The sequence below is a fragment of the Streptomyces sp. MUSC 14 genome (assembly GCF_001866675.1).
Classification (GTDB): Bacteria; Actinomycetota; Actinomycetes; order Streptomycetales; family Streptomycetaceae; genus Streptomyces.
On the sequence record NZ_MLYN01000007.1, the window covers coordinates 93,664 to 119,557 of the forward strand.

At 73.2% G+C, this 25,894-nt stretch carries 27 protein-coding genes and 1 pseudogene; 13 read left to right on the plus strand and 15 right to left on the minus strand.

Annotated features, from left to right (window positions below):
* Nucleotides 1-101 precede the first annotated feature (101 nt).
* The 3 genes from panB to BIV25_RS01695 all read left to right on the plus strand — a co-directional run bounded on the left by panB (nucleotide 102) and on the right by BIV25_RS01695 (nucleotide 2,966).
* A complete protein-coding gene (gene panB, locus BIV25_RS01685) occupies nucleotides 102-968 on the plus strand; it encodes a 3-methyl-2-oxobutanoate hydroxymethyltransferase (RefSeq protein ID WP_071370276.1) in 867 nt (288 codons plus the stop codon).
* A gap of 157 nt (nucleotides 969-1,125) precedes the next feature.
* Nucleotides 1,126-2,154, plus strand: a complete 1,029-nt coding sequence (locus tag BIV25_RS01690; protein WP_071370277.1) for an ATP-binding cassette domain-containing protein — start codon at nucleotides 1,126-1,128, stop codon at nucleotides 2,152-2,154.
* A complete protein-coding gene (locus BIV25_RS01695; protein WP_071370278.1) occupies nucleotides 2,151-2,966 on the plus strand; it encodes an ABC transporter permease in 816 nt (271 codons plus the stop codon). The genes BIV25_RS01690 and BIV25_RS01695 overlap by 4 nt, the downstream gene beginning before the upstream one ends.
* A gap of 13 nt (nucleotides 2,967-2,979) precedes the next feature.
* Here the strand turns inward: BIV25_RS01695 and BIV25_RS01700 are convergent, their stop codons facing one another.
* Entirely contained in the window at nucleotides 2,980-6,246 is a 3,267-nt protein-coding gene (locus BIV25_RS01700) for a BTAD domain-containing putative transcriptional regulator (protein WP_071370279.1), read from the minus strand.
* Nucleotides 6,247-6,281: 35 nt separating this feature from the next.
* Nucleotides 6,282-6,827, minus strand: coding sequence for a Uma2 family endonuclease (locus BIV25_RS01705; RefSeq protein ID WP_071370280.1), 546 nt, complete (start codon nucleotides 6,825-6,827; stop codon nucleotides 6,282-6,284).
* Nucleotides 6,828-6,959: 132 nt separating this feature from the next.
* Here BIV25_RS01705 and BIV25_RS01710 point away from each other — a divergent pair, with 132 nt between their 5' ends.
* Nucleotides 6,960-7,760 carry a site-2 protease family protein gene (locus BIV25_RS01710; RefSeq protein ID WP_071370281.1) on the plus strand — a complete coding sequence of 267 codons (801 nt, stop codon included), beginning with the start codon at nucleotides 6,960-6,962 and terminating at the stop codon, nucleotides 7,758-7,760.
* Here BIV25_RS01710 and BIV25_RS01715 read toward each other — a convergent pair.
* From BIV25_RS01715 to BIV25_RS01725, 3 genes are read right to left on the minus strand one after another with little or no spacing between them, the layout of a single operon-like run.
* Nucleotides 7,750-8,028, minus strand: a complete 279-nt coding sequence (locus tag BIV25_RS01715; RefSeq protein WP_079176379.1) for a hypothetical protein — start codon at nucleotides 8,026-8,028, stop codon at nucleotides 7,750-7,752. The genes BIV25_RS01710 and BIV25_RS01715 overlap by 11 nt on opposite strands.
* A 13-nt stretch (nucleotides 8,029-8,041) precedes the next feature.
* Nucleotides 8,042-8,755 (minus strand): NADPH-dependent F420 reductase, encoded by a 714-nt coding sequence (gene npdG / locus BIV25_RS01720; RefSeq protein ID WP_071370283.1) that lies wholly within the window; start codon nucleotides 8,753-8,755, stop codon nucleotides 8,042-8,044.
* A 38-nt stretch (nucleotides 8,756-8,793) separates the two neighbouring features.
* Nucleotides 8,794-9,876: an exo-alpha-sialidase gene (locus BIV25_RS01725; protein ID WP_071370284.1), complete on the minus strand. Its 1,083-nt coding sequence runs from the start codon at nucleotides 9,874-9,876 to the stop codon at nucleotides 8,794-8,796.
* Nucleotides 9,877-10,010: 134 nt separating this feature from the next.
* Between BIV25_RS01725 and BIV25_RS01730 the strand changes: the two genes are divergently transcribed.
* Both BIV25_RS01730 and BIV25_RS01735 read left to right on the plus strand, forming a co-directional pair.
* Nucleotides 10,011-10,610 (plus strand): hypothetical protein, encoded by a 600-nt coding sequence (locus tag BIV25_RS01730; RefSeq protein ID WP_071370285.1) that lies wholly within the window; start codon nucleotides 10,011-10,013, stop codon nucleotides 10,608-10,610.
* 110 nt (nucleotides 10,611-10,720) lie between these two features.
* The gene (locus BIV25_RS01735) at nucleotides 10,721-11,995 is read left to right on the plus strand and encodes an MFS transporter (protein ID WP_071370605.1); all 1,275 of its coding nucleotides are present in this window, start codon (nucleotides 10,721-10,723) and stop codon (nucleotides 11,993-11,995) included.
* Here the strand turns inward: BIV25_RS01735 and BIV25_RS01740 are convergent, their stop codons facing one another.
* A complete protein-coding gene (locus tag BIV25_RS01740; RefSeq protein ID WP_071370286.1) occupies nucleotides 11,996-12,229 on the minus strand; it encodes a hypothetical protein in 234 nt (77 codons plus the stop codon). It abuts the gene before it with no gap.
* A gap of 58 nt (nucleotides 12,230-12,287) precedes the next feature.
* On the opposite strand from BIV25_RS01740, the gene map reads away from it, so the two are divergent.
* Together map and BIV25_RS01750 are read left to right on the plus strand one after the other, a co-directional pair.
* A complete protein-coding gene (gene map, locus BIV25_RS01745; protein WP_071370287.1) occupies nucleotides 12,288-13,145 on the plus strand; it encodes a type I methionyl aminopeptidase in 858 nt (285 codons plus the stop codon).
* Nucleotides 13,146-13,244: 99 nt separating this feature from the next.
* Nucleotides 13,245-13,892 carry a heme oxygenase (biliverdin-producing) gene (locus tag BIV25_RS01750; protein WP_071370288.1) on the plus strand — a complete coding sequence of 216 codons (648 nt, stop codon included), beginning with the start codon at nucleotides 13,245-13,247 and terminating at the stop codon, nucleotides 13,890-13,892.
* 169 nt (nucleotides 13,893-14,061) lie between these two features.
* Here BIV25_RS01750 and BIV25_RS01755 read toward each other — a convergent pair whose 3' ends face one another.
* Nucleotides 14,062-14,706, minus strand: coding sequence for a PhzF family phenazine biosynthesis protein (locus BIV25_RS01755; protein ID WP_071370289.1), 645 nt, complete (start codon nucleotides 14,704-14,706; stop codon nucleotides 14,062-14,064).
* Nucleotides 14,707-14,753: 47 nt separating this feature from the next.
* Between BIV25_RS01755 and BIV25_RS52320 the strand changes: the two are divergent.
* Both BIV25_RS52320 and BIV25_RS01760 read left to right on the plus strand, forming a co-directional pair.
* Nucleotides 14,754-14,897, plus strand: a pseudogene (locus tag BIV25_RS52320) (iron transporter); the annotation flags it as partial.
* Nucleotides 14,851-15,867, plus strand: a complete 1,017-nt coding sequence (locus BIV25_RS01760) for a hypothetical protein (protein ID WP_071370290.1) — start codon at nucleotides 14,851-14,853, stop codon at nucleotides 15,865-15,867. The pseudogene BIV25_RS52320 and the gene BIV25_RS01760, both read left to right, overlap by 47 nt.
* Before the next feature lie 27 nt (nucleotides 15,868-15,894).
* Here BIV25_RS01760 and BIV25_RS01765 read toward each other — a convergent pair whose 3' ends face one another.
* From BIV25_RS01765 to BIV25_RS01785, 5 genes are all read right to left on the minus strand, one after another.
* Nucleotides 15,895-16,623 carry a bifunctional DNA primase/polymerase gene (locus tag BIV25_RS01765; protein ID WP_071370291.1) on the minus strand — a complete coding sequence of 243 codons (729 nt, stop codon included), beginning with the start codon at nucleotides 16,621-16,623 and terminating at the stop codon, nucleotides 15,895-15,897.
* Between the two features lie 141 nt (nucleotides 16,624-16,764).
* Nucleotides 16,765-17,379, minus strand: coding sequence for a TetR/AcrR family transcriptional regulator (locus BIV25_RS01770; protein ID WP_071370292.1), 615 nt, complete (start codon nucleotides 17,377-17,379; stop codon nucleotides 16,765-16,767).
* A 26-nt stretch (nucleotides 17,380-17,405) separates the two neighbouring features.
* Nucleotides 17,406-18,401 carry a small ribosomal subunit Rsm22 family protein gene (locus tag BIV25_RS01775; RefSeq protein ID WP_071370293.1) on the minus strand — a complete coding sequence of 332 codons (996 nt, stop codon included), beginning with the start codon at nucleotides 18,399-18,401 and terminating at the stop codon, nucleotides 17,406-17,408.
* A 47-nt stretch (nucleotides 18,402-18,448) separates the two neighbouring features.
* Nucleotides 18,449-19,630, minus strand: coding sequence for a serine hydrolase (locus tag BIV25_RS01780; RefSeq protein WP_177235127.1), 1,182 nt, complete (start codon nucleotides 19,628-19,630; stop codon nucleotides 18,449-18,451).
* Nucleotides 19,570-20,865: a multidrug effflux MFS transporter gene (locus BIV25_RS01785; protein ID WP_071370294.1), complete on the minus strand. Its 1,296-nt coding sequence runs from the start codon at nucleotides 20,863-20,865 to the stop codon at nucleotides 19,570-19,572. The genes BIV25_RS01780 and BIV25_RS01785 overlap by 61 nt, the downstream gene beginning before the upstream one ends.
* Before the next feature lie 157 nt (nucleotides 20,866-21,022).
* Here BIV25_RS01785 and BIV25_RS01790 point away from each other — a divergent pair, with 157 nt between their 5' ends.
* A complete protein-coding gene (locus BIV25_RS01790) occupies nucleotides 21,023-21,781 on the plus strand; it encodes an SDR family oxidoreductase (protein WP_071370295.1) in 759 nt (252 codons plus the stop codon).
* A 272-nt stretch (nucleotides 21,782-22,053) separates the two neighbouring features.
* On the opposite strand, the gene BIV25_RS01795 is transcribed toward BIV25_RS01790, so the two are convergent.
* The 3 genes from BIV25_RS01795 to BIV25_RS01805 form a co-directional block, all read right to left on the minus strand.
* Nucleotides 22,054-23,289: a D-alanyl-D-alanine carboxypeptidase family protein gene (locus BIV25_RS01795; protein ID WP_079176380.1), complete on the minus strand. Its 1,236-nt coding sequence runs from the start codon at nucleotides 23,287-23,289 to the stop codon at nucleotides 22,054-22,056.
* A 130-nt stretch (nucleotides 23,290-23,419) separates the two neighbouring features.
* Nucleotides 23,420-24,409: an aldo/keto reductase gene (locus tag BIV25_RS01800; RefSeq protein ID WP_071370297.1), complete on the minus strand. Its 990-nt coding sequence runs from the start codon at nucleotides 24,407-24,409 to the stop codon at nucleotides 23,420-23,422.
* Between the two features lie 78 nt (nucleotides 24,410-24,487).
* Nucleotides 24,488-24,814 (minus strand): hypothetical protein, encoded by a 327-nt coding sequence (locus BIV25_RS01805; protein ID WP_071370298.1) that lies wholly within the window; start codon nucleotides 24,812-24,814, stop codon nucleotides 24,488-24,490.
* Nucleotides 24,815-24,957: 143 nt separating this feature from the next.
* Between BIV25_RS01805 and BIV25_RS01810 the strand changes: the two genes are divergently transcribed.
* Complete coding sequence (locus BIV25_RS01810; protein ID WP_071370299.1) at nucleotides 24,958-25,503, plus strand: DoxX family protein; 546 nt, start codon at nucleotides 24,958-24,960, stop codon at nucleotides 25,501-25,503.
* A gap of 46 nt (nucleotides 25,504-25,549) precedes the next feature.
* Nucleotides 25,550-25,894, plus strand: coding sequence for a MazG-like family protein (locus BIV25_RS01815; RefSeq protein WP_071370300.1), 345 nt, complete (start codon nucleotides 25,550-25,552; stop codon nucleotides 25,892-25,894).

The window sequence follows — 25,894 nt, forward strand, 5'->3', positions numbered from 1 at the left end:
CACGGCGGACCCCTCTGGCCCTGCTCGGCACGAAGTGCCACCATGGAGGCGATCCGGGGACGCCGTACGGGCGCCTCGAGATGACTGAAGGAGCTGTTCCCATGACGCAGCTTTCGGCTGCCCAGACGAAGCCCTCCGACGGCAGCAAGGCGCTGTACGGGGGCAAGGGCACACGCCGCATCACGGTTCGCGACATCGCCCTCGCCAAGGAACGCGGCGAGAAGTGGCCCATGCTCACCGCCTACGACGCGATGACCGCGTCCGTCTTCGACGAGGCCGGGATCCCGGTGATCCTGGTCGGCGACTCGGCGGGCAACTGCCACCTCGGGTACGAGACGACCGTGCCCGTCACGCTGGACGAGATGACCATGCTGTCGGCCGCCGTGGTACGCGGCACGCAGCGCGCGCTGATCGTGGCCGACCTGCCGTTCGGCTCGTACCAGGAGGGTCCGGTGCAGGCGCTGCGCTCGGCGACCCGGCTGGTGAAGGAGGCCGGGGCCGGCGCGGTCAAGCTGGAGGGCGGCGAGCGCTCGCACGAGCAGATCCGGCTGCTGGTGGAGGCCGGCATCCCGGTGTGCGCGCACATCGGTCTGACCCCGCAGTCCGTGAACGCGATGGGCTACCGGGTGCAGGGGCGCGGCGAGGAGGCGGCGCAGCAGCTGCTCCGCGACGCCAAGGCCGTGCAGGACGCGGGCGCGTTCGCGGTGGTCCTGGAGCTGGTCCCGGCGGAGCTGGCGGCCGAGGTGACGCGCGTCCTGCACATCCCGACGGTCGGCATCGGCGCGGGCCCCGAGTGCGACGCGCAGGTCCTGGTCTGGACGGACATGCTGGGCCTGACCTCCGGCCGGGTCCCCAAGTTCGTCAAGAAGTACGCCGACCTGCGTGCGGTCATGACCGGCGCGGCGAAGGCGTACGCGGAGGACGTCGTCGGTGGAACGTTCCCGCAGGAGGAGCACTCCGTCCACTAGGCGTCGCCACTGAGCCACTGCGGAAACACCCCGGGCAGCCCGCCGATCTTCCCCCGTCGGCGGGCTGCCCCTTCTTCAGGTGTGCGCCGGTCCGCTGTCGGGTGGCCGTCGGCGGCCTGTCGGTCGTTTGTCGGTGGGGCCTGGCACCGTCTGTGGCATGACGCGAATCGATGACAACCCCGTCGGCGCGGGCCATGCGGTGACGGTGCGGGGACTGGTCAAGCACTACGGCGAGACCAAGGCGCTGGACGGCGTCGACCTGGACGTGCGCGAGGGCACCGTGATGGGCGTGCTCGGGCCGAACGGCGCCGGCAAGACGACCCTCGTCCGGATCCTGTCCACCCTGATCACCCCGGACGCCGGACAGGCCACCGTGGCCGGGTACGACGTCCTGCGCCAGCCCCGGCAGCTGCGCCGGGTCATAGGGCTCACCGGGCAGTACGCCTCGGTCGACGAGAAGCTGCCCGGCTGGGAGAACCTGTACATGATCGGGCGGCTGCTCGACCTCTCCCGCAAGGACGCCCGCGCCCGGGCGGACGCGCTGCTGGAGCGGTTCTCCCTCACCGAGGCGGCCAAGCGGCCCGCCAGTACGTACTCCGGTGGCATGCGGCGGCGGCTGGACCTCGCCGCATCCATGATCGGACGGCCCGCCGTGCTGTATCTCGACGAGCCGACCACCGGGCTGGACCCCCGCACCCGCAACGAGGTGTGGGACGAGGTGAAGGCCATGGTCGGCGAGGGCGTCACCGTGCTGCTCACCACCCAGTACATGGAGGAGGCCGAGCAGCTCGCCGCCGAGCTGACCGTGGTGGACCGCGGCAAGGTCATCGCCACCGGCGGGATCGAGGAACTGAAGGCCAGGGTCGGCGGCCGCACCCTGCGCGTGCGTCCCGTCGATCCGCTGCAGCTGCGCCCGCTCGCCGACATGCTGGACGAGCTGGGCATCACCGGGCTCGCCGCCACCACCGTCGACCCCGAGACCGGGACGCTGCTGGTGCCGATCCTCAGCGACGAGCAGCTGACCGCGGTGGTCGGCGCGGTCACCGCGCGCGGCATCACCATCTCCTCCATCACCACCGAACTGCCCAGCCTGGACGAGGTGTTCCTGTCCCTCACCGGCCACCGTGCCGGTGCTCCGGAGAAGGACGCCACGCCCGCCGACGCCCGTCAGGAGATCGCCGCATGAGCTCGGTCACCACCACCGTCGCCGAGGCCGACGGCCGTATCCCGCTGCGCGGTCATCTGCGGCACACCGGCGCGCTCATCCGCCGCAACCTGCTCTGGATCCGCCAGGACCCGGAGTCGATGTTCGACGCACTGCTCATGCCGATCGTCTTCACGCTGCTGTTCGTGTACGTCTTCGGCGGCTCGATCGGACAGGCGCTCGGCGGCGGCCAGGGGAAGTACGTGCAGTACGTCATCCCCGGCATGATCGCGATGATGAGCATGACCCTGTCGCAGGGCGTCGGCACCGGCTTCAGCCAGGACTTCAACAGCGGGGTCATGGACCGGTTCCGCTCGCTGCCGATCGGCCGCGGCTCCGTGCTGTTCGCGAAGATCGCAGTGGAGCTGGCGCGGATGCTGTTCGCGACCGCCATCCTGATGGCCGTCGCGGTCCTGGTCGGGTTCCACATCCACAGCTGGCCCGGGCTGCTCGCGACCGTGGGGCTGTCCGCGCTGTTCGCCACCTCGATCATGTGGGTGTTCCTCACCCTCGGCGTCGTCCTCAAGAACGCGCAGTCGGTGCAGGCGATGGGTTTCCTGGTGCTGTTCCCGCTGCAGTTCGGGTCGTCCATCTTCGCCCCGCCCCGGTCGATGCCGGGCTGGCTGCGGCACTTCACCGACTACAACCCGCTGTCGACGCTCGCGGACTCGGCCCGCGGCCTCATGAACGGCGGTCCGATCGCCCACCCTGTGTGGATGACGGTGGGCTGGTCGGTGGCGATCACCGTGGTGATGGCGCCGGTCGCGATCCACAAGTTCCGCACGAAGAGCTGACGTCCGCCGTGCGTCAGAACAGGGCGGTGGCCTCCGCGAGGGAGAGGCCACCGCCCTCGGCGTACGCCGCCGCGTATTCGGCGGCGTCGAGCCGCTCGCGGACACGGGCCTCGGTCAGGTCGTGCGCCCGGCGCTCCATGCCGGAGCGGACATGGCCGGGCGGCAGCAGGGCGTCGGCGGCGCCCAGACAGCGGGCGCCGTCCACGGCACCCGCGTCGCCGCGCTCGGCCAGGGCCATCGCGGCGACGGCGAGACAGACGGACGGCAGGTGCGGGCTGATGGCCTCGGACAGCGGGTCGCGGGCCAGCCGCAGCGCCTGCCGGACCCGGTCCAGGGCCTGCTCCGGCAGCCGGTCGAGGGCATCCAGCCAGGCCTCCTGGACGAGGATCATCGCGTCGAAGACCACGAAGTGCGCGATCTTGAACTCCTCGCGCAGCAGCCGGAGTTGCTCACGCGCCTCGCCGGTGCGGCCGTACACGCCGAGCCAGCAGGCGAGGAAGAGCCGGGCGGCGGGCATCGCCTCGTTGAAGGAGCCGTCCTGGCTGGCGATGACGTCACGGAGCATCTCCTCGCCGCGCTCCAGCTCGCCCTGCTCCATGAGCACGCTGCCGAACCGCGCACCCAGGACGGCCGCCTGGGCGCGGGCGCCGAGGCGATCGGCGTAGGCGATGGCGGCCTGGTAGTCGTCGGCGGCGGCCGCGTAGGCGCCCTTGCGCTCATGGGCCTCGCCCCTCGCGGACAGCGCCTCGGCGATGCCCCACGCGTCACCGAGGCGGTGGTGGATCTCCAGCGCCTCGTCCGCGTCGCGGGACGCGTCGCCCGCCCAGGCGGTGCGGTTGGCGAGCAGGCCGGCGCGCATGTGGAGGGCGAAGCCCAGCTCCCACTCGAAGCCGGGGGTGCTGCGGCACGTCTCCACCGTGGCGTCCATGATCGTGTGCAGCCGGTCCATGCCGCCGGTCATCATCTCGGCGAAGAACCACAGCATGCCCGGGACCCGGCAGGTCTGCGGCAGGCCGGGCTCGTACACCTGCGTGACGGTCCGCAGCTTGGCCTGCGCCTCGGGCGTCTGCCAGGCCTCCAACTCGGTCTCCATGCAGGCGAGATGGGCCAGATGAACGCCGCGCCGGGCCTCGGCGAGCACCTCTCCGGTGTACGGGGGCGGGGCGTCGGTGCAGCGCTGCCACACCGGCAGGGCCGGGCGGGCCGGTGCGGCGAACGGGTCGGGGCCGAGCCGCATCACCTCCGCGCACCAGGTGCGGGTCTCCAGGCGCTGGTCGCGCATCTGCCAGAACCACAGCAGGGACAGCACGAGGCACAGCGCCTCCTGCTCGTCACCGAGGGCGACGGCGTGCCGCAGGGCGGTGCGCAGGTTCTCGTACTCCAGCTGGAACCGCTCGATGGCGGTGCGCTGTTCGGGGCCGCGCAGCAACGGGTCGGTGGTGCGGGCGAGTTCGCGGTAGTAGGTCAGATGCGCGTGCTCGGCGTCACCGCGGCCACCGGTCTCGGCCAGCCGTTCGGCGGCGTACTCGGCGACGGTCTCCAGGAGGCGGTAGCGCATCGCGCGGTCGCCCGACGGAGCGGCCACCACCAGGGACTTGTCCACCAGGGACCCGAGCGCGTCGAGTGCGACGGGGCCGCACACCGCCTCGGCGGCGGCCAGGTCGCAGCCGCCCGCGAACACCGACAGCCGGGCGAGTACGGCGCGTTCGTCCGCGTCCAGCAGGTCCCAGGACCAGTCCACGACGGCCCGCAGCGTCTGCTGGCGGGGCAGCACGGTCCGGCTGCCGGAGGTGAGCAGCCGGAAGCGGTCGTCCAGCCGCTCCGCTATCTGCCGGGGGGTGAGCATGCGCAGCCGGGCCGCGGCCAGCTCGATCGCGAGGGGCAGCCCGTCGAGCCGCCGGCAGATCTCGGCGCAGGCGTCCGGATCGTCCTCGGTGCGGAACCCGGGCCGGGCCGCCGCGCCCCGCTCGGCGAGCAGCCGCAGCGCGACGGGTTCCGGCAGCGGCTCCACCGGGCGCACCAACTCCCCCGGCACACCGAGGGGTTCGCGGCTGGTGGCGAGGACGACCAGCCCCGGGCAGCGCTCCAGCAGCCGGGCGACCAGCTCGGCGGCGGCCTCCACGACGTGCTCGCAGTTGTCGAGGACGATCAGCATCCGGCGCCGGGCACAGTGCTCCAGGAGCCGTTCGAGGGGTTCGTCGTGCCGGTCGGCGACCGCGCGCATGTTCTCGACACCGGCGCCGTGCAGCACGGTCTCGCGGGCGCCGATCGCGGTGACCACGGCCTGCGGTACGGCCCCGGGGTCGTCCACGGGAGCCAGCTCGGCCAGCCACACGCCGTCGCGGACGGTGTGCCGTACCGCGTCGGCGGCCTCCTGGGACAGCCGGGTCTTGCCGGCGCCGCCGGGCCCCAGCAGGGTGACCAGCCGGGCCCGCCCGAGATCGGCGCCGATGGCGTCGATGTCGGTCTCCCGGCCCACGAAGGAGGTGAGCCGGGCGGGCAGGTTGCCCACGGCGGGCCGCGGCTGCTGCGGCCTCGGGGGTTCCTGCGCCTCGGCCGTCAGCAACTCGGCGTGCAGGGTGCGCAGTTCGGGCCCGGGGTCGACACCGAGCCGGTCCGCGAGCAGCCGTCGCACGTCCTCGTAGGCGGCGAGCGCCCGGGCGGGGCGGCCGGTGTCGCGCAGGGCGCGCAGCCGCAGCGCCTGGAGCGGCTCGTCCAGCGGGTGCTCGTCGCACAGCGCGGTCAGCTCGGGCAGCGACTGCTCGGCCCGGCCGAGCGCGAGGGCGGCGGTGTGCCGGGCGCGCAGCGCGTCCAGCCGGCGGGTCTCCCAGCGGGCCGCCTCGCCGCCGTGGTCGGGCAGGTCGGCGAGGGCGGGGCCGTGCCACAGGGCGAGCGCGTCGTCCAGGACCACGGCGGCCTTGGCCGGGTCGCCGTCGGCGAGCGCGGCGAGCCCGTCGCCGGTGAGCCGCTCGAACCGGTTGAGGTCGACGTCGTCGAAGGCGGCGGCGAGCCGGTAGCCGCCCTCGGCGGAGGCGACGGCGGCCGCGCCGAGGGTACGGCGCAGCCGGCCGACCAGCGCCTGGAGCGCGCCGGCGGCGTCGGCGGGCGGGTCGGCGCCCCACACCTCGTCCACGAGCACGCCCACGGGCACGGTCCGCCCGGCCCTGAGCGCGAGCACGCTCAGCAGGGCGCGCAGCCGCGCCCCGCCGACCGGGACGGTCGTACCGTCGGGGCGGAGTGCCTGGGTGGTGCCGAGAAGCCGATAGCGCACGGGGTCCATTGTCTCCGGCTACGACCGGGCGCGGCTTGTGGGTTTCAGATGCGCATGAACTGGGAGGAGTCGAGGGTGAGGGTCCGGTCGGCGACGGGGATCTCGATCTCCTTGCCGAAGGGGCCGGACTGGGTGCACTGGTAGGCACCGTTCTCCGGCTGGGTCAGGAGCGTCCAGGTGGCGGCGAGGACGTCGACGATCAGGTAGGCGGGGATGCCGCGCAGCGCGTAGTGGTCGGGCTTGGTGCTGTAGTCGCGGTGCTTGCTCTCCGGCGATACGACCTCTACCACGAAGGGCAGCAGCGATTCATCGATCTCGCTCTTGCCCGGACGGATCTGCTCCAGCGGCAACGCCGACGCATCAGGCTCCGGCTTGTAGCCCTCCCGGGGAGGGACGACCGAGAACTCGCCTGTCGCCATCCAACCGGGCAGTCCTGCCTCGATCTGGTTGGCGATGCGCCGGGCCGTCGTCACGTGCGCCTGAGTGACAGGTACCAAGGTGAGCCCATTCCTCGTCAGCCGGAGGCGCGCGGTCTTCGGCACATGGATGGCGTCCTGGACAAGCTCGACCCAGCCCTCGGCAATCGTCATGGCCACCTCCTCAGTCGACTCGATTCCAGCCTACCGATTACCAGGAACCTCTGGCCGTCCGCAGGACGTTCCCCCCACATCACCGGTACGGTCGACCCCACCCCACCCAAGACACCAGCAGGAGCCCTGCCCATGACCACCGCCACCACCCGCTCCAGTGACCGCCGGGTCAGTCCCGTGTTCGTCGGGATCATGGCCGTGACGGCGGTGACCGGCTGGGCCACCTGGAGCGGGTACGCGACGCAGCCGGGCGTCGCGGTGTTCCTGTTCGTGACGGCGGCCTGGGTCGTCTCCCTGTGTCTGCACGAGTACGCGCACGCGCGCACGGCGCTGCACGGCGGTGACATCACGGTGGGCGCGAAGGGCTACCTCACGCTGAACCCGCTGAAGTACACGCACGCGCTGCTGAGCATCGTGCTCCCGGTGGTCTTCCTGATCATGGGCGGGATCGGACTGCCCGGCGGCGCGGTGTTCATCGAGCGCGGCCGGATCCGGGGCCGCTGGAAGCACAGCCTGATCTCGGCGGCGGGCCCGATGACGAACGTGCTGTTCGCGGTGGTGTGCAGCGCGCCGTTCTGGCTGCACGCGCTCGACGGGGTGCCCGCGGACTTCCGGTTCGCGCTGGCGTTCCTGGTGCTGCTCCAGGTGACGGCGTCGATCCTGAACTTCCTGCCGGTGCCGGGCCTGGACGGCTACGGCGTGATCGAGCCGTGGCTGTCGTACCGGATCAAGCGGCAGCTGGCGCCGTACGCGCAGTTCGGCCTGCTGTTCGTGTTCGCGCTGCTGTGGGTGCCGTCGGTCAACAGCGTCTTCTTCGACGCGATCGACACGATCCTGCGCGCCCTCGGCGTCGACGACTACTCCCGCTACTGCGGCCAGGAGCTGTACCGCTTCTGGCGCGGCACCCCGGAGATCTGCACGATCAGCCGGTGACGGACTCGCCCTGCGCCGCCGCCTGCCGGCCGCGCTTCACGTAGTACCAGCTCATGTTGGACGACAGGCCCGCCAGCAGCACCCAGACGATCCCCAGCCAGCTGCCCTGGACGAAGGAGACGACGGCGGCGGCCACGGCGAGGACGCAGACGGCGAGGGCATAGAGGGCAAGTCGCCGGGTCTGGGTGGGCGGGGGCAGGGGGGGCATGGGGGTCGGCTCCTGTCGGGGGACACTGCTCGGACTGCTTCGCCGACCAGTGTCCCCCATCGCCCCTCGCGGCTCACACGTCGGTGACGCGGAGCCCGGCGTGTGCCTTGTAGCGGCGGTTGACGGAGATCAGGTTCGCGACGAGCGACTCGACCTGGTGGGCGTTGCGCAGCCGCCCGGCGAAGACGCCGCGCATGCCGGGGATGCGCCCGGCGAGGGCCTGCACGATCTCCACGTCGGCCCGCTGCTCGCCGAGCACCATCACGTCGGTGTCGATCTCGTCGGTCTCCGGGTCCTGGAGCAGGACGGCCGACAGGTGGTGGAAGGCGGCGGTGACCCGGGAGTCCGGCAGCAGGGCGGCGGCCTGCTCGGCGGCGCTGCCCTCCTCGGGCTTGAGGGCGTAGGCGCCCTTCTTGTCGAAGCCGAGCGGGTTGACGCAGTCCACGACGAGCTTGCCGGACAGGTCCGCGCGCAGGGCGGCCAGCGTGTCACCGTGGCCGTCCCACGGTACGGCGACGATCACGATGTCGCTGCGGCGCGCGGTCTCGGCGTTGTCGGCGCCCTCGACGCCGTGGCCGAGTTCGTCGGCGGCGGCCTGTGCGCGCTCGGCGGAGCGCGAGCCGATGATCACCTTCTGGCCGGCCCGGGCGAGCCGGTAGGCGAGGCCCTTGCCCTGCGGGCCGGTGCCGCCGAGGACGCCGACGACGTACCCGGAGACGTCGGGCAGGTCCCAGGGGTCCTTGGCGGGGGCCTTGGCAGGGGTCTGTGCGCTGTCGGTAGAGGTCATGCGCCCGACTCTACGTCCGTGGCGGCCACGGCACCGGGTCAGGTGAGGCGGCGCAGCGGGACCCGGCGGAAGGCGATCCTCTCGTACGGGCCGAAGTCGCCGGTCTCGTAGAGGAGTCCGACCGTACCGGCGTCGACGCGGACCAGGTCGCAGTAGGCGGCGGGCAGCCCGTCGGCGGTGAACGCCGGGCGCCAGGTGGTGCCGCCGTCGGCGGAGACGCGCAGGGTCATCAGGGCACGGGCGGCGGGGTCGGCCGGGCCGGCGTAGAGGAGCAGGTCGGGGTCGCGGAGCTGGTGGACGGAGGCCTGGCAGACCGGCCCGGCGAGCCCGGCCTGGGGCCGGAAGGGCAGGGCGAGGGTGCGGCCGCCGTCGGTGGAGTGGGCGTCGGCGCGGGTGCCGGGGGCCGGCCTGGCGCCGGGGATGGTGCGGGTGTTGAAGTACAGGCGCCCGTCGGGGAGTTCGGCGGCCGTGGTCTCGTTCGCGTTGATGTACCCGTCGGTGTTCTCGTCGACGTACCCGAGGTACCAGCTCTCGCCCCGGTCGTCGCTGAGCAGGCAGTGGCCGCAGTAGTACCGCGGTTCGGCGCCGGTGTCGGTGCCGGTGGGCGGCACGGAGTGGTTGGCGGGGACGACCACGCGCCCGCCGCCGAGCTGGAGGGCGTGCCCGGGGGTGGTGGCGTACCAGCGCCAGCCGGGCCGCCTGACCTGCGCGGTGATCTCGGTGGGCGCGGACCAGGTCAAACCCTCGTCGTCGCTGTGCCGCACCCACACCCGGCGCCCGTCGGCGTCCGGGACCTGTCCGCGCATGACGGCGTCCTCGGTGGCCCCTGCGGCGGCGCGGATGTGCACGAGCAGGACCCGGCCGGTGTCGAGGACGACGGGGGCGGGGTTGCCGGCGAGGCCGGTGCCGTTGCTCGCGGCGACGGTGAGCGGGCCCCAGGTGCGGCCGCCGTCGGTGGAGCGCCTGAGCACGAGGTCGATGTGGCCGTGGTCGGCGCCGGAGTCGTGGCGTCCCTCGCAGAAGGCGAGCAGCGTGCCGGCGCCGGTGGCCACGATCGCCGGGATCCGGAAACTGGCGTAGCCGTCGTGTCCGGCGCGGAAGGGGACGGTGACGTCGCTCATGGGCGCTCCTCGGGGTCGTCGGGGCCGTCGGGTTCTTTCGGCGTCGCGTACGTGACCGGTGCTTGTCCCCGAGGCGGGCGAATTCCGGGTGAACTCCGCGTCACGAGTGACCGGTTGCGGCAGGATGCGGTCACATGGACGCCGTACGGGTCGCGTTGCTGCGGGAAGTGCTCGCCGGGACGGAGTGGCTGGGGGCCACCCGCCGGTTCGCGGGGGCGCTGCGCGGGTCGGTGGTGGCGCACGGGGGCGGGCTGCTGCTGGTCGGCACGCCGGAGTACGAGCCGTGGCATCTGGCGGCGCACCTGGTCGACGAGGCCGCGTGGTCGGGTACGCCGGAGCTGGCGCCGACGCTGGTACGGCACCGGGCGCACCCCTCGGACCCGCCGCATCTGGCCGTCGGGCCGGGCCGCATCGAGGCGGCGGGGCGCGGCGAGACCCTGCTGGTCGTGGCGCCCGAGGAGCCCGCGCCGCTGCTGGAGCGGGTGCACGCGGCCCGGCGGGCCGGGGTGACGGTGCTGGCGCTCGGCACGGGCGGGGGCGAGCTGGCCGCGATGGCCCACGAGTCGCTGGCGGTGCCGGAGGGCGCGGAGCTGGACCTCGACTCGGTGCAGCACCTGGTGAGCGCGGGTGCGGGCGAGAACGGCGCGGGCTCCGCGAGGGCTCAGCAGGGTTTCCGTGACCGGCTGTCGAAGCTGGCGGAGATTCTGACGGCACCGCCGCCGGCCCCGTGGTGACCCGCACCCTTGTGCCCCCGGTGACCTGCACCTTCGTGGCCCGCGCCCGGAAATACGGTTGCCCGGAGCGCGCGGCCCGCCGAGCATGACCCCTTGTGCTTCGCGATCTTCTGCGCCACCTCCTCCCCGACCTCTCCCCCTGGAAGGCCTCCGCCGACTTCCGGCGGCTCTGGACATCAGGGCTGATCAGTAACTTCGGCAGCTTTCTGACCTTCGTCGCGCTGCCCGTCCAGCTGAAGGACCTCACCGGTTCCGCGGCGGCGGTGGGCGCGGTCGGTGCCGTGGAACTGCTGCCGCTCATCGTCTGCGGGCTCTACGGCGGCGCCCTCGCCGACGCCCTGGACAAGCGGAAGCTGATCGTGTGGACGGAGGCCGGGCAGGGGCTGCTGAGTGCGGCGCTGCTGGTCGACGCCCTGCTCCCGCACCCGGCGGTCTGGCCGCTGTACGCCGTCGCGGCGCTCTCCGCCGCTCTGGGTTCGGTCCAGCGCCCGGCGCTGGATTCCCTCTGGCCCCGGCTCGTGGCCCACGCCGACCTGCCCGCCGCCGCCTCGCTGAACTCGCTGCGCTGGACGGTCGGCGGCGTCGCCGGCCCGGCGGTCGCGGGCGTGGTCGTCGCGTATGCGGGCCTCGGCTGGGCGTACGCCGCCGATGTGCTGACCTTCGCCGTGTCGCTGGTGTTCATCGTGCGGATCGCTCCCTCCCCCGCCGCGCACGAGGCCGCGAAGCCCTCGCTGAACGCGGTCCTGGAGGGCGCCCGGTACGCGTGGAGCCGCAAGGAGCTCCTCGGCACCTATGCCGTCGACCTCGCCGCGATGTTCCTGGCCATGCCGCTCGCGGTCCTGCCGTTCCTGGCCGACGAACTGCACGCCGACTGGTCGCTCGGGCTGATGTACGCGGCCGTCCCGGCCGGCGCGATGCTGGTGAGCCTGACCGGCGGCTGGACCTCGCGGGTGCACCGGCACGGGCTGCTGGTCGTGGTGTCGGCCGCCGGCTGGGGCCTGGCCGTCGCGGCGGCGGGCGCATGCGGGAACGTCTGGCTGGTGCTGCTGTTCCTGATCGTCGGCGGCGGCTTCGACATGGTCTCCGGGATCTTCCGGGCCGCCATGTGGAACCAGACGATCCCCGACGAGCTGCGCGGCCGGCTCGCCGGGATCGAGCTGCTGTCCTACTCGGTCGGCCCGCAGCTCGGCCAGGTCCGCGCGGGTGGTCTCGCCGCCTGGGCGGGCGTGCGGACCTCGGTCGTCTCCGGCGGTCTGGCCTGCGTGGGCGCGATGGGGCTGCTCGCGCTGTGCCTGCCGGGGCTCATGACGTACGACGCCCGGACCAACGAGCACTCCGTACGGATGCGTGAGCGGCGCGCCGCCGCCGGACAGGCCGTGGGGTGATCACTCGTCGTCGGTGTTCCCCCGCGCGGACGCGTCGTGCCAGCGCGGGTCGTTCTCCCACTCCAGGTTGCGCTCGGCGGCGGTCTCCATCGCCCGCCGGGCCTCCTCGGGCGAGGCGTAGGGCCCGAAGCGGTCCTTGCCCGGGCACTCCGGGCCCTCCTCGACCTTCTTGTGTTCCAGGCAGTAGTACCACTCGCCCGGCTTGCCGACGGTGCGCTTCTTGAACAGGGGCATGGACAGCTCCTCTCGCCACGGACATGTTCCCCCATCTCCGCTCGATAGACTCGCTGGCATGTCTGGCCAGTCGCTGCTCGTACCAGGGGAGCTGTCCCCCACCCGTCCGGTCCCCGGAAACATCCGCCGCCCCGCGTACGTCGGCAAGCCCGCGCCGGCGCCGTACACCGGGCCCGAGGTGCAGACCCCCGAGACCATCGAGGCGATGCGGATCGCCGGCCGCATCGCCGCACAGGCGATGGCGGAGGCCGCGAAGATCATCGCGCCCGGGGTCACCACGGACCAGCTGGACAAGGTCGCCCACGACTACATGTGCGACCACGGCGCCTACCCGTCCACGCTCGGCTACCGCGGTTTCCCCAAGTCGCTGTGCACGTCCGTCAACGAGGTCATCTGCCACGGCATCCCGGACTCGACGGTCCTGAACGACGGTGACATCGTCAACCTGGACGTGACGGCGTACATCGGCGGGGTGCACGGCGACAACAACGCCACGTACCTGGTCGGGGACGTGGACGAGGAGTCGCGGCTGCTGGTGGAGCGGACCCGCGAGTCCCTGAACCGCGCGATCAAGGCGGTCCGGCCGGGCCGGCAGATCAACATCATCGGCCGGGTCATCGAGTCCTACGCCAAGCGCTTCGGCTACGGCGTCGTCCGTGACTTCACCGGGCACGGCATCAACTCGTCGTTCCACTCCGGCCTGATCATCCCGCACTACGACAGCCCGCACGCGACGACGGTCATGCAGCCCGGCATGACGTTCACGATCGAGCCGATGCTGACGCTGGGGACGTACGAGTACGACCTGTGGGACGACGGCTGGACGGTCGTGACGAAGGACCGCAGGCGGACGGCTCAGTTCGAGCACACGCTGGTGGTGACGGACTCGGGCGCGGAGATCCTGACTCTTCCCTGAACACCGACGTGCCCACCCCCTGCCGGGGTGGGCTTTGTCTTGTAGACTTTTACCGACAAGGTGTCGGCAAAGCTCCGCAGACCATCCAGGGACGGGCTCATGGACTCCTTCTCGGCACTCATCCGCACCGCCTCGCACGAGCAGCACATGGCGGCGGAGACCTCGACCTTCATGAGCGACCTGCTCGGCGGCAGACTGGGCGTGGCCGCGTACGGGCGCTACACCGAGCAGCTGTGGTTCGTGTACGAGGCGCTGGAGAGCGGCGCCGGGCGGCTGGCCGCGGACCCGGTGGCGGGGCCGTTCATCCGGCCGGAGCTGCTGCGGCTGCCGGCGCTGGAGCGGGACCTGGCGCATCTGCGCGGTCCCAGCTGGCGGGCGGCCCTGTCCGCACTGCCCGCGACCCGGGCGTACGCGGACCGGGTCCGCACGTGCGCCGAGCAGTGGCCCGGTGGCTACGTCGCCCACCACTACACCCGCTACCTGGGCGACCTCTCCGGCGGCCAGGTCATCCGCGACCGGGCGGAGAAGACCTGGGGCTTCCCGAAGAAGGGCGACGGGGTCCGCTTCTACGTCTTCGAGGGCGTCGCCAACCCGGCCGAGTTCAAGCGGAGTTACCGGCGCACGCTGGACGCGATCACCGTGGACGACCTGGAGAAGCAGCGGATCGTGTCGGAGTGCAACCGGGCGTTCGCCCTGAACACGGCCGTGTTCAGGGCACTGGGTGAGGAGTTCCCGCTGAGCGCCTGAGCGGGTCCGGCGAAGTCCGGTGCGGTTCGGCGGCGCCCCGAAGGGGCGCGGGGCTCCATCGACATGCGGCTCCGCCGCGTGGGCGCGACCAGCCACGACGGACCCGCAGATGACCGACGGCACATCGCGGCACTTCCAGCGGAGCGCCTGGCGCTGCCCGGCGGGCGGTTCAGTGCTCCAGGGAGACCCGTCCGCCGACCTCCACCCAGCCGTGCGGCTGTGGGGCGGTGAGGAGCTGGGAGCCCTTGCCCTGGGTGATGTTGAGGGCGCGGCCGAGCCGGTCGGTGAGGAGGATCGCCGCCGCGCCCGTCGCCTCGTCCTCGTCGATGCCGTCACCGCGGCCGGGGAAGGCACGGGCGCGGATCCGGCCGCCGGCCTCGTCCTGCCAGGCCCAGGCGTAGATCCACTCCCCCGGCGGCGGCACGTCGAGGGAGTCGACCTCGGCGGGGGTGCCGTACTGGCGCAGGGTGCGCGGCGGGGCCCACTCGGCGCGGGCCTCGATCCAGCTGAACTCGCCGTCCAGCCGGGCGCCGACGACTCCGGCGGGGGTGACGAGCTCGGGCACGTCGAGCAGCCAGGCGGTGCCGACGCAGGGGTGACCGGCGAAGGGCAGCCGCAGGGCGGGGGTGTAGATGTCGATCACGCCGCGCTCGGGGTCGTCCACGAACACGGTCTCGCTGAAGCCGAGTTTGGCCGCCAGCTGCTGCCGGTCGCTCCGCTCGGGCAGCACGGAGCCGTCGCGGACGACACCGAGTTCGTTGCCGTGGCCGCCGTCCGGTCCGCAGAAGACGCGGAGTATGTCGTAGTCAGTCACCCGGGAATTGAAACATCGCGGCCCGCCGGGCCGTGGGGCGGCTCGGCCAGGTCACGGTGTGGCCGCTGTACCCGGTCCCGGCACGCACCGTGTTCCCCGCCCCGGTAGGGTTCGCCTCCGGGAAGGGGAAGGTGAAGGTACCTGATGAGCAGGGATCGCAGCCCGCGCAGGCTCCGCAGGCGTGCCGGTGACGCACGCGCGGCGGTGCGCCGGGGCGCACTCATGGCGGCCTCGCTGACCGCCCTGTCGCTGACGGCGAGCGGATGCGTGGTGGTGCACGGGGAGCGGGTGGTGCTGCCCGCCGCCACCCGCGCCGAGGCCACCAAGGCGGTCGCCGCGTTCACGGCCGCGTACAACAAGGCGGACAAGGCGTTCGACAGCTCCCTGGACGCGCCCTATGTCACCGGCCCGTTCGGTGACATCGACGCCGCGCGGCTGAAGGCCGGGCACGTCAACAGTCCCTCGGGCAACGCGGCCCACGTGCCGCTGAAGCTGTCGGACGTGAAGATCACCATCCCCGAGAAGGCGGGCTGGCCGCGCTGGTTCCTCGCCGACGCCCGGGGCAACAAGGCGGGCGACGCACGCTGGCTGCTGGTGTTCACCCGCAGCGGCCTGAACGAGCGCTGGCAGGTGGCGTATCTGACGCTGGTCGCGCCGGGCGCCGTGCCACGGTTCACGACGGACAAGGACGGCTGGGCCGAGGCCGTACCGGCCGGCTCGGCCCAACTCGCCGTCACGCCCGACGCGTTGAGCGCGGACTTCGCGACGTACCTCCAGAAGGGCGGCAAGACCTTCGCCGACGGCGCGTACACGAGCGTCGAGCGGGCGAACCGCGCCCAGCGGGCCCGCAAGCCGGGGCTGGTCACGCAGTTCATCGACAAGCCGCTCACGAACGGCGACTACCAGCCGCTGGCGCTGCGCACGGCGGACGGCGGGGCGCTGGTGTTCTTCTCCTCGCGCCACTACGAGAAGCGGACGGCCGCCGCGGGCACCACGATGCCGCCCGACAACAAGGACGTGCAGGCGCTGACCCAGGGCGAGGTGAACCAGTCCCTGACGCTGGAGTTCATGTCCAACGAGGTCGCCCTGGACCCGGCGGGCAGCGGCGCGGTGTCCCTGCTGGGACGGGTGCCGGGGCTGACGTCGGCACAGGGCGGATAGCGCTCAGAGGTGCAGCGGCTCGGTGGCTCAGTGCCGCAGCGGCCAGGCGGAGGCCTGGTGCTCGGCGCCCGCGTACCGGGCGCAGGCGTCGGTGAGGACCTCCAGCAGGCTGAGCGGGTCCGGGAGCGCGTGCTCCGGGCCCCGTGCCCAGCGCACCCGCTGGTCGTCGCCGGGCAGCAGGGCGGGCGGCACGAGCACGTACGACCCCCGGCAGTGCCAGCGCAGGCCGGGGTGCTCGTCCATGGTCTCGGGGTGGCAGTCCAGCTCGCACGGCCACCACTCGTCCTCGTCCTCGGGGGTGCCGCGGGTGAGCGTGAAGAACAGCATGCGGCCGTCGTCGCTCTCGGCGACCGGGCCGACCTCGACACCGGATCCGAGCAGCCGCTCCAGCGCCTCCCGGCCGGCCGGGAGAGGCACGTCCAGGACGTCGTGGGTCATGCCGGTGGCGGTGATGAAGTTGGCCTGCGGCTGGTGGCGGACCCAGCGCTCGATCTGGGCGCGGTCGGTGGTGGACTGCGTCTGCCAGGCGAACGACACCGGGTGCCGGGCCGGGGTGGGACAGCCCACCCGGTCGCAGGAACAGCGGTAGCCGGGGGCGGGGTGCGCGGCGGGGGCGAGCGGCAGGCCCGCCCCGGCGGCGGCGAGCAGCAGGGCCTCACGGCCGCCGTCGTCGGCGGTCTCCTTCGGTCGGCGTCCGCGCAACCACTGGGAGAGTCTGCCCTGCCGGCCGGACCGGCCGCCGAACGTCGCGCTCATCTATCCCCTCGCCTCGCAGATCGCCTCGCTGATGTGCCTCGCTGGTGTGCGGGACAGCATGCCTTATCGTCCCATCCTCCTCCGCTTCGGGGGGCCGCGGGGCGGATCCGGAGGAACCGGACGAGACGCGCCTCACACGGATCAGCGGGGGGCAAGTCCGTACAGGGCGTAGTCGACGAGGGTGTCCGTGTAGGCGTGGGTGATCGGGCCCGTGTGCTGGAGCCAGCGCTGGGCCAGGGGCGAGACGAACAGCTCCAGGGCGATACGGGGATCGACGTCGGCCCGTACCGCCCCGGCGGCCTGTGCGGCCCGCAGCCGGTCGGCGTACAGCTGGAGCTGGGGTTCGAGCAGCTTGGTGACGCACTCCCGGCCCAGCGGCTCGTTGACCAGGCCCTCGGCGGCCAGCGCCCGGGCGGGCACCGCGAAGCGCGGGTCGGCCATCTGGTCCACCGTGATCCGCAGCACGGCCTTCAGGTCGGCGGCGAGGTCGCCGGTGTCCGGGATGACGTACGGCGCCTGCCCCGCTTCCTGCGCCGCCTGCATCGACAGGTCGAGGAACGCCTCCAGCAGCACGGCCGCCTTGGACGGCCACCAGCGGTAGATCGTCTGCTTGCCGACCCCGGCCCGGGCGGCGATCCCCTCGACGGTGGTCTTCGGGTACCCGACGTCACCGACCAGGGCGAGGGCGGCTGCGTAGATCGCCCGACGGGACTTCTCGCTGCGACGGCTGGCGTCGGGGGCGGGGTTCTTGGCCATGGGGGGACGCTAACAAGCTCCGCCGGTCACGCGTCCGCCTCCGGCGGCGGCCAGGGGTCTCCCCACTCCGCGTCCCGCGCCGCCTTGTACACGTCGCCATGCCGCTTGGTCACCGTCGTACGGTCCAGCCTCCCCTCGGCCTCGCAGAGATCGAGCAGCACCTGGCCCTTGCGGATCTGGGGGCGGCGGACGATCCGGGCGGGGGCCGGCGCTGCCGGCAGGCGGGTCGCGGCGACGTAGGAGAACTTCTCGTCCTCGTACGGCAGGGTGCCGCCCTTGACCTGGCGGTGCAGGGAGGAGCGGCTCACCCGGGAGGAGAAGTGGCACCAGTCCCGGCCGGGCTCGATGGGGCAGGCGGCGCTGTGCGGGCAGGGTGCGACGACGCGCAGCCCGGCCCGGACCAGGCGGTCGCGGGCCTCGATGACGCGGGCGTAGCCGGCCGGGGTGCCGGCCTCCACGATCACCACGGCCTGCGCGGCGGCGGCAGCGGCGTCGACGAGGGCGGCCCGGTCGGGCTCGGCGAGTTCGTTCAGGACGTACGACACCGTGACGAGGTCGGTGTCCGCCAGGGTGAGGTCCGCGCCGATCCGGGCGCGCTGCCAACGGGCGCCCCGCAGGGCCGGGTTGGCGGCGGCGAGCTCCCGGCCGAGAGCGAGCGCGGGCTCGGCCCAGTCCAGCACGGTGACCTCGCGCCCGCCGGGCCAGGTCGCGCTGACGGCCCAGGTCGCGGCGCCGGTGCCGCCGCCGACGTCGACATGGCTGCCGGGCGTCCAGTCGCCGGCGGCGTCGGCGAACGCCGCCAGCGCGGAGCGGACGGCCTCGAAGGTGGCGGGCATCCGGTAGGCGGCGTAGGCGGCGACGTCGGCGCGGTCGCGCAGGATCGGGGCGGAGGTGGGGGTGTCGCCCCGGTAGTTGGCGATGAGCCGGTCGACGGCGGCCGCTGCCTGCCGGGGCGGGAGTCCGTCGAGCAGTTCGGCGAGGCTTCGGCGCAGGGCTTCGGCCGGTGGTACGGGGGCGTTCACCCGGCGATTCTACGGCGCCGCCCGGACCACCGTGCCTACGGCGGTGCTCAGACGACCGCGCTCGCCAGCAGCGTCGCCAGCGCCGCCCGGGGTCCGCTGTCCGGTGGCCGGCGCCTCGGGTGGACCGTGTTCGCCAGGAGCACCAGGAACGTGTCCGTCGCCGGGTCCAGGACCAGCGACGTACCGGTGAAACCGGTGTGGCCCGCCGCTCCGGCGCCCGCCAGTCCGCCCATGAACCAGGGCTGGTCGACGGCGAAGCCGAGCCCGGGCGGGGTCAGCAGCAGTTCGACGAGGTCGGGGCCGAGGATGCGGGCGGGGCCGTAGGAGCCGCCCGCGAGCAGGGTGCGGCAGAAGACCGCCAGGTCGGGTGCGGTCGAGAAGAGGCCCGCGTGGCCGGCGACCCCGCCGAGCGCCCAGGCGTTCTCGTCGTGGACCACGCCCCGCAGCATCCCCCGCTCCGCCTTGGCCCAGGGCCGCCGCTGGTCCTCGGTGGCCGCCGCGCCGGCGCAGGGCCCGAAGCGGGTCGCCGTCATGCCGAGCGGGCGCGTGATGCCGTCCTCGATCAGGACGTTCAGGGCGCGGCCGGTGATGCGCTCCAGCACGGACTGGAGCAGGAGCATGTTCAGGTCCGAGTAGACGTAGGTGCCCGGCGCGGCCGTCGGGGCCTCGGCCCGCAGCAGCGCGCGGCGGGCGGCGTCGTCCGGGCAGTCGTACAGCGGGAGTTCGGGGCGCAACCCCGAGGTGTGCGTGAGGAGTTGGCGGACGGTGATGCCGTGGTCGGCCGCGGCGTGGAAGTCGGGCAGGTAGTCGCCGACGCGGGCGTCCATGCCGAGGGTGCCGCGCTCGATCTGCTGCACGGCCGCCACCGAGGTGAACAGCTTGGTCAGGGAGGCCAGGTCGAAGGGCGTGTCGACGGTCGCCGGGACCCGGGCTTCGGGCGGCAGCTCGATGCCGGTGTCGGTCTCGGCGTCGTACCCGGCGTACCGCACCGCCCAGCCCGCGGCCGCGGCGACGGCGATCACGGGTCCGCGGCCGGCGAGGGCGACGGCGCCGGGCGCCCAGGGGCGGTCCCCGTGGGTGAGGGCGTGCAGCTCGCCGATCAGGTGCTCGACGGCGGCCGGGTCGAGCCCGGCCCGTTCCGGCGTGTCGACGCGCAGTCTCGGTGCGCTCAGTGCTCGTCTCCCTCCGACCCCGCACGGGCGTTCCCCCGTGTGTCCCAGGGACGGCACATTCCCACGAAGCAGGCCGCCGCGACCAGTGCTCCCGCCAGTTGGACGAGCGCCATGGGTACGGCGGTGTGTTCCCCGGCGACGCCGACGAGGGGCGAGGCGACCGCGCCGACGAGGAAGGAGGTGGTGCCGAGCAGGGCGGAGGCGGAGCCGGCGGCGTGCCGGGTGCGCAGCAGGGCGAGGGACTGGGCGTTGGGGAGCGTGACGCCCATCGCCGACATCAGGACGAACAGGGCCGCGGCGACGGGGGCGAGGCCGACGTCGCCGAAGACGCCCGTCGCCATCAGCAGCAGCGCCGTCGCGGCGAGGACGATCACCGCGAGGCCCGCGCCCAGCACCTTCTCCAGGGCGACCCGGCCGACCAGCACCTTGCCGTTGAGCTGTCCGGCAGCCACCAGACCGACCGAGTTGAGGCCGAACAGCAGGCTGAAGGTCTGCGGGGAGGCGCCGTAGATCTCCTGGACGACGAAGGGGGAGGCGGAGATGTAGGCGAACAGCGCGGCGAAGGCGAAGCCGCCGGCCAGCATGTAGCCGGTGAAGGGCAGGTCGGTGAGCAACGCCCGCATGGCGCGCAGGGCTTCGGGCGCTCCGCCGCCGTGCCGTTCCCCGGGCGGGAGCGTCTCGGGCAGCCGCAGCCAGACGAGCGCGGCGAGCAGCGCGCCGACGACGGTGAGCAGGACGAACACGCCCCGCCAGTCGGTCACCCGGAGGATCTGCCCGCCGATCAGCGGGGCCACGACCGGGGCGACCCCGGAGATCAGCATCAGGGTGGAGAAGAAACGGGCCATGGCGACGCCGTCGTACAGGTCGCGTACGACGGCTCGGGCGATGACGATCCCGGCGGCGCCCGCGAGGCCCTGGGCGAGGCGGAAGGCGACCAGCGTCCCGACGTTCGGCGCGAACGCGCACAGGGCGGTCGCGAGGACGTAGACGGCGAGGCCGGCGAGCAGCGGGCGGCGGCGGCCCCAGCGGTCGCTCATCGGGCCGACGACCAGCTGCCCGAGCGCCATGCCGGCCAGGCACGCGGTGAGCGTGAGCTGGACCGTGGCGGCGGAGGCGTGCAGGGACGTGGTGACCTCGGGCAGCGAGGGCAGGTACATGTCCATCGCCAGCGGGGGTGTCGCGGTGAGGCCGCCGAGGACGAAGGTGACGAGCAGGCCGGTGCGGCGGGCGGCGGCCGGGAGCGGTGCCGGGTGTCCGCTCCGCGCCGCGTCCGGGGCCGTGCGCTCGCGCATGTTTCCCTCCCTCTGCGAGACAACCGGCACCCATGCTCTCAGCTCGTACACAGTGCCGGGGCACGCATGAGCGAGGACGGAGCGGCCGGGACGCCGGGTAGCCGTATGGCGGACATGGCGTTCCGCATGGCGGACTTCCCGCCTACGCTGCGGAGCCATGACTGACAGGCAATCGAAGATCGCGGTGGTGACCGGCGCCGGTTCCGGTATCGGGCGGGCCGTCGCGGTGGAACTGCTGCGGGCCGGCTGGTCGGTGGCGCTGGCCGGCCGGCGCACCGGGACGCTGGAGGAGACGGCGGCGCTGGTCCCGCGGGGCGCCGCGCTCGTCGTGCGTACCGACGTCTCCCGGCCCGAGGACGTGGACGCGCTGTTCGCGGCGGCCGTGGAGCGGTTCGGACGGGTGGACCTGCTGTTCAACAACGCGGGGACCTTCGGGCCCGGCGGGGTCCCGGTCGAGGAACTCCCCTACGACGCCTGGCGGCACGTGGTGGACACCAACCTCACCGGGGCGTTCCTGTGCGCGCAGGCGGCGTACCGGCGGATGAAGGAGCAGGACCCGCAGGGCGGCCGGATCATCAACAACGGCTCGATCTCGGCACACACGCCGCGCCCGCACTCGGTGGCCTACACGGCGACCAAGCACGCGCTGACCGGGCTGACCAAGTCGCTGTCGCTGGACGGGCGGCCGTACCGGATCGCGGTCGGGCAGATCGACATCGGCAACGCGGCGACCGACATGACGGCCAGGATGCAGGTCGGCGCGCTGCAGGCGAACGGCGAGACGGTGCCGGAACCGGTGATGGACGTGGCCGACGTGGCGCGCACCGTGCGGCACATGGCCGAGCTGCCGCTGGAGGCGAACGTGCAGTTCGCGACAGTGCTGGCGACGGCGATGCCGTACGTCGGGCGGGGCTGAGAGCGCGCCGGGCCCCGCTTCCCGCCTGTCCGCAAACGGAGTTCGAACATCCGCGGTATTGCGGCCCGTCGAGCACATGTGCTCAACTTTCCTCCACGAGAGCTTCACAGTTGGAGCGCGTGGATTCCGCAAGCCATACCGAGGGGGGAGGGCGGCGGCTGTTCCACCGGGCCGGAGTTGGGGGTGGACCTCGCGGGGACGCGGGGTACGCACCGGCGGGTGGAACGGCCGCCGCACCGTTCAGCGGTTCGAGCGGTTCCGGGGCAGCCGGTTCAGCGCCGGTGGCGGCCGCCCGGCTCCGTCGGCTCGGGCTCGACCGGTGCGGCCGGCTCGGCCGCCTCGGCCGCCGCGACCGTCCTGCGCCGCCGCTTGACCACCCAGGCGCCCGCCGCCGCCAGCAGCAGTGCCGTACCCGCGGCGCCCTCCACCAGCCGGCCGGCGGACGGGCCGCCGGACGACGTCGATTCGCCGCCGCCCGCCAGCTGCGCCCCCTTGGCCCCCGGCGCCGGGCTCGCCTTCGAGCCGCCCTCGCTGAGCGGCTCGACGAGTGTGCCCACCGACTGGGCCGAACGCCCGCCCCCGAAGCCCCAGTCGAGCAGCGCGGCCGTCTGCTCGTAGACGGCGTTGCTGCCCTCGGCGGGGTGCATGACCGTCACCAGCAGGGTGCGGCCGCCCCGGGTCGCGGCGCCGGTGAAGGTGTTGCCGGCGTTGCTGGTGTAGCCGTTCTTGACACCGATCAGGCCGTCGTACGTCCTCAGGCCCATGGCCCCGGTCAGCAGGCGGTCGGTGTTCTGGATCTGGAAGGTCTTCTTGCCGCCCGCCGGGAAGTCCGCGATGCGGGTGCCGCAGTAGCCGCGGAAGTCGGTGTTCTTCAGACCGTGGCGGGCGAACAGCGTGAGGTCGTACGCCGAGGAGATCTGGCCCGGGTGGTCGAAGCCGTCGGGACTGACCACGTGTGTGTCCAGGGCCTGCAGGTCCGTGGCCTTGGCCTGCATCTCGGCGACCGTCGTGCCGATGCCGCCGTTCATGTGGGACAGCACGTGCACGGCGTCGTTGCCGGAGCGCAGGAACACGCCCTGCCACAGCTGCTCGACGGTGTAGGTGATGCCGGGCTTGATGCCGACCAGGCTGGAGCCGGCCGGGATGTCGGCGAGGTCGGAGTCCTTGACCGTGTACCGCTCGGTGCGGCCGAACTTCTCCAGCACGGTGTCGGCGAAGAGCATCTTCAGCGTGGACGCGGGCGGGAGCCGCCGGTGCGCGTTGAACGCGGCGAGCACCTCGCCGCTGTCGCAGTCGGCGATCAGCCAGGAGCGGGCGGTGATCTTCGCGGGAAGGCCGGCGGCACCGCGTACCTGGATGCCGCCGCGGGCCAGCTGCTCGCCCCCGATGACGGCGGGCTCGGCCGCGGCGGCCGTGGCCAGGGGCAGGGTCGCAGCCGTGGACAGAGGAAGGGCGGCGGCCGTCAGACCGAGGACGGCACGCCGGCTGATCCGGGAACATTCACGCACTCCCGGACCGTACACCGCGACGAGCTGCGACTTCCTGAACCGGGGGGCCGGACGGCGCGGAATTTGCCGCGTTATGAAAATCCTATGAGCTGCTGTCGCGTTTCCCCGGTTCTTACGGCCGTGGGGCCGCTCACCGCCCGAGCAGACGCTCGACCTCGGTCAACTGCCCGGCGGTGAGCGACCCCTTCGCCATGGCTCCGGCGTTCTCCTCGGCCTGCGCGACCGTGCGGAACCCGGGGATCGGGATCGTGCGCGGGCTGCGGGCCCACAGCCAGGCGAGGGCGCCCTGGGCGAGGGTACGGCCGTCGCTCGTGAGGATGTCCCGCACGGCGTCGATCCGGGCCAGCCACTCCTCGTCGGCGCCGGACCCGTCCGCGTCGTAACCCGGGAGCCACGCCGGCGGCCTGCTCCGGATGTCCCCGGCCGCCGGTCGCCCCCGCCCCTTCCCGGCCAGCAACCCCATGGCCAGCGGGCTCCTGTTGATGCTCGCGAGCCCCCACTGCGCGCACCGCGCCAGCATGTCGGGGGCGTCCTGCAGCACGTTGAGCGCGTGCTGTACGGCAGCGCAGTGCTCCCCCTCGGCGAACACGGCGGCGCGGTCGGGATCGTCGGTGCTCCACGCGTAGGCGTGCACGACGCCCTCCCGCACGAACTCCTCGCAGGTCTCCCGGAGTTCGGCCGCCCGCTCCGGGTCGGCGTCGGAGAGGTGGAACTGGTAGAGGTCGATGTGGTCCGTGCCGAGCCGGCGCAGCGAGTCGGTCAGGGCGCGGCGGGCGTGGGCCGGGGTGTCGTCCTGGCCGTCGGCGGTGCGGGTGCGCTCGTCGAAGAGGTTGCCCCACTTGGTGGCGACGACGACGTCGTCGCGCCGCTTGCCCAGCGCCCGGCCGAGGATGCGCTCGCTGTGCCCGGTGCCGTAGCAGTCGGCGGTGTCGAAGAAGGTGACGCCGAGGTCGAGGGCACGGTGGACCGCCCGTACGGACTCCGCGTCGTCCACCGCGCCCCAGCCGAGCGGCTGCCCGTCGGCGGCCTGCCACTCACCGCCGATGGCCCAGCACCCGAAACCGAGCGCGCTGACGTCGATCCCCGTACGTCCCAGGGTCCTCTGGGTCTCTTGTGTCATGCCCGTGGACGCTAGGAGCTGGAGCGCACACGAGGACAAGCCCTGGGACGCCGGATCGCTGTCTCCTGACCGGCCGTGTCACGCCTGCCCGGTCTCGAAACGGGAGATCTGTCCCCCGTCGTCGACGGTGAAACGCCACTGGGTGCTCATCTCGCCATAGGTGTCGTTGCGGTAGCGGGCGCGCAGCGCCCGGCCGCCGTCGGACTCGTTCTCGACCTCCATATGGCCGTTGGAGGAGAAGATCTCGTCCTCGATCCACTGGTCGAGTTCCCGGTCCCGGCCGTCGTCGGCCATGGTCGCGCCGGGCGCGAGGAGGTGCAGCAGGCCTTCCCTGTCATGGGAGTTGACGGCGGTGACGAAGGCCCGGACGGCCGGGTCGCTGAGATTGGCTGGTTTGATCGTCATGGCGCCAGGCTCACACCGCTCCCCCGGCCCCGCCACCCGAACGCCTTCCCCGACGCGCCCGTGAGGGTGAGCCCTGCGACGGTGGGAGACGGGGTCCTGCACCTGTCCGCCCGTCCGCTGTCCGCCGTCTGCTGGGAGTCGCCGTGAGCTGTTTCGACCGACGTGATCTGGGCCTGCTGCTGCTCCGGCTGGGCACCGGCGGGGTGCTGGCCGCGCACGGCGCGCAGAAGCTGTTCGGCTGGTTCGGCGGGCACGGTCTGGAGGGCACCGGCCAGTTCATGGAGTCCGTCGGCTACACGCCGGGCAAGGCGAGCGCGACGGCGGCGGGCCTCGCGGAGACGGGCGGCGGCGCCCTCCTCGCCCTGGGCCTCGCGACCCCGGCGGCGGGCGCGGCGGCGGCCGGCGCGATGGCGGGGGCGGCGGCGGTCCACCTGCCCAACGGCTTCTTCGCCCAGGCGGGCGGCTACGAGTACGCGGCGACCCTGGGCCTCGCGGCGGCCGGCCTCTCGGTGGCCGGGCCCGGCCGGCTCTCCCTCGACCACGCCCTCGGGCACGTCCTCGACCGCGGCTGGATGGTCCCGGTGGCCCTCGGCGTCACGGCGGCGGCCACGGCCGTGGTGGTGGGGGCCCGGAACTGCCGGGTGCGGTTCAAGGAGGAGGGCGAGCAGGAGGCGCTGTTCGAGGAGTGACCCGACTGCCGGCCGGACGGCGGTACGGCGTGGGACCCTGAACGGCATGACCGATCAGGATCCCGCCGCCCCTCTCTGGCCGGCCGTCGACGACCTCTGGACCCGCCTGGAGTCCACCCGGACCCACACCGGCCAGGAGGGTCTCCTGCTGCGCGTCCTCAAGCTCTCGGAGGAGGTCGGCGAGGTCGCGGAGGCGGTGATCGGCGCGACCGGCCAGAACCCCCGCAAGGGCGTCACCCACGACTGGGACGACGTCCAGGCGGAACTGTGCGACGTGGCCATCACCGCCCTCGTCGCCCTGCGCACACTGACGCCGCAGGCGCGGGAGGTGTTCGAGCGGCATGTGGCGAGGGTGCGGGAGCGGGCCATGAGGCCGCCGGTGTCTCCCTGA

What these genes read in the sequence shown, in the direction of transcription:
- BIV25_RS01715 (WP_079176379.1), bottom strand. Translation starts at nt 8,028, where the DNA reads ATGGGGGACACTGGTCGGCGAAGCAGTCCGAGCAGTGTCCCCCGACAG.
- BIV25_RS01805 (WP_071370298.1), bottom strand. Translation starts at nt 24,814, where the DNA reads ATGACGATCAAACCAGCCAATCTCAGCGACCCGGCCGTCCGGGCCTTC.
- BIV25_RS01765 (WP_071370291.1), bottom strand. Translation starts at nt 16,623, where the DNA reads ATGAGCGCGACGTTCGGCGGCCGGTCCGGCCGGCAGGGCAGACTCTCC.
- BIV25_RS01700 (WP_071370279.1), bottom strand. Translation starts at nt 6,246, where the DNA reads ATGGACCCCGTGCGCTATCGGCTTCTCGGCACCACCCAGGCACTCCGC.
- BIV25_RS01760 (WP_071370290.1), top strand. Translation starts at nt 14,851, where the DNA reads ATGAGCAGGGATCGCAGCCCGCGCAGGCTCCGCAGGCGTGCCGGTGAC.
- BIV25_RS01770 (WP_071370292.1), bottom strand. Translation starts at nt 17,379, where the DNA reads ATGGCCAAGAACCCCGCCCCCGACGCCAGCCGTCGCAGCGAGAAGTCC.
- panB (WP_071370276.1), top strand. Translation starts at nt 102, where the DNA reads ATGACGCAGCTTTCGGCTGCCCAGACGAAGCCCTCCGACGGCAGCAAG.
- BIV25_RS01785 (WP_071370294.1), bottom strand. Translation starts at nt 20,865, where the DNA reads ATGCGCGAGCGCACGGCCCCGGACGCGGCGCGGAGCGGACACCCGGCA.
- BIV25_RS01690 (WP_071370277.1), top strand. Translation starts at nt 1,126, where the DNA reads ATGACGCGAATCGATGACAACCCCGTCGGCGCGGGCCATGCGGTGACG.
- BIV25_RS01725 (WP_071370284.1), bottom strand. Translation starts at nt 9,876, where the DNA reads ATGAGCGACGTCACCGTCCCCTTCCGCGCCGGACACGACGGCTACGCC.
- BIV25_RS01740 (WP_071370286.1), bottom strand. Translation starts at nt 12,229, where the DNA reads ATGCCCCTGTTCAAGAAGCGCACCGTCGGCAAGCCGGGCGAGTGGTAC.
- map (WP_071370287.1), top strand. Translation starts at nt 12,288, where the DNA reads ATGTCTGGCCAGTCGCTGCTCGTACCAGGGGAGCTGTCCCCCACCCGT.
- BIV25_RS01750 (WP_071370288.1), top strand. Translation starts at nt 13,245, where the DNA reads ATGGACTCCTTCTCGGCACTCATCCGCACCGCCTCGCACGAGCAGCAC.
- BIV25_RS01695 (WP_071370278.1), top strand. Translation starts at nt 2,151, where the DNA reads ATGAGCTCGGTCACCACCACCGTCGCCGAGGCCGACGGCCGTATCCCG.
- BIV25_RS01710 (WP_071370281.1), top strand. Translation starts at nt 6,960, where the DNA reads ATGACCACCGCCACCACCCGCTCCAGTGACCGCCGGGTCAGTCCCGTG.
- BIV25_RS01815 (WP_071370300.1), top strand. Translation starts at nt 25,550, where the DNA reads ATGACCGATCAGGATCCCGCCGCCCCTCTCTGGCCGGCCGTCGACGAC.
- BIV25_RS01790 (WP_071370295.1), top strand. Translation starts at nt 21,023, where the DNA reads ATGACTGACAGGCAATCGAAGATCGCGGTGGTGACCGGCGCCGGTTCC.
- BIV25_RS01730 (WP_071370285.1), top strand. Translation starts at nt 10,011, where the DNA reads ATGGACGCCGTACGGGTCGCGTTGCTGCGGGAAGTGCTCGCCGGGACG.
- BIV25_RS01705 (WP_071370280.1), bottom strand. Translation starts at nt 6,827, where the DNA reads ATGACGATTGCCGAGGGCTGGGTCGAGCTTGTCCAGGACGCCATCCAT.
- npdG (WP_071370283.1), bottom strand. Translation starts at nt 8,755, where the DNA reads ATGACCTCTACCGACAGCGCACAGACCCCTGCCAAGGCCCCCGCCAAG.
- BIV25_RS01800 (WP_071370297.1), bottom strand. Translation starts at nt 24,409, where the DNA reads ATGACACAAGAGACCCAGAGGACCCTGGGACGTACGGGGATCGACGTC.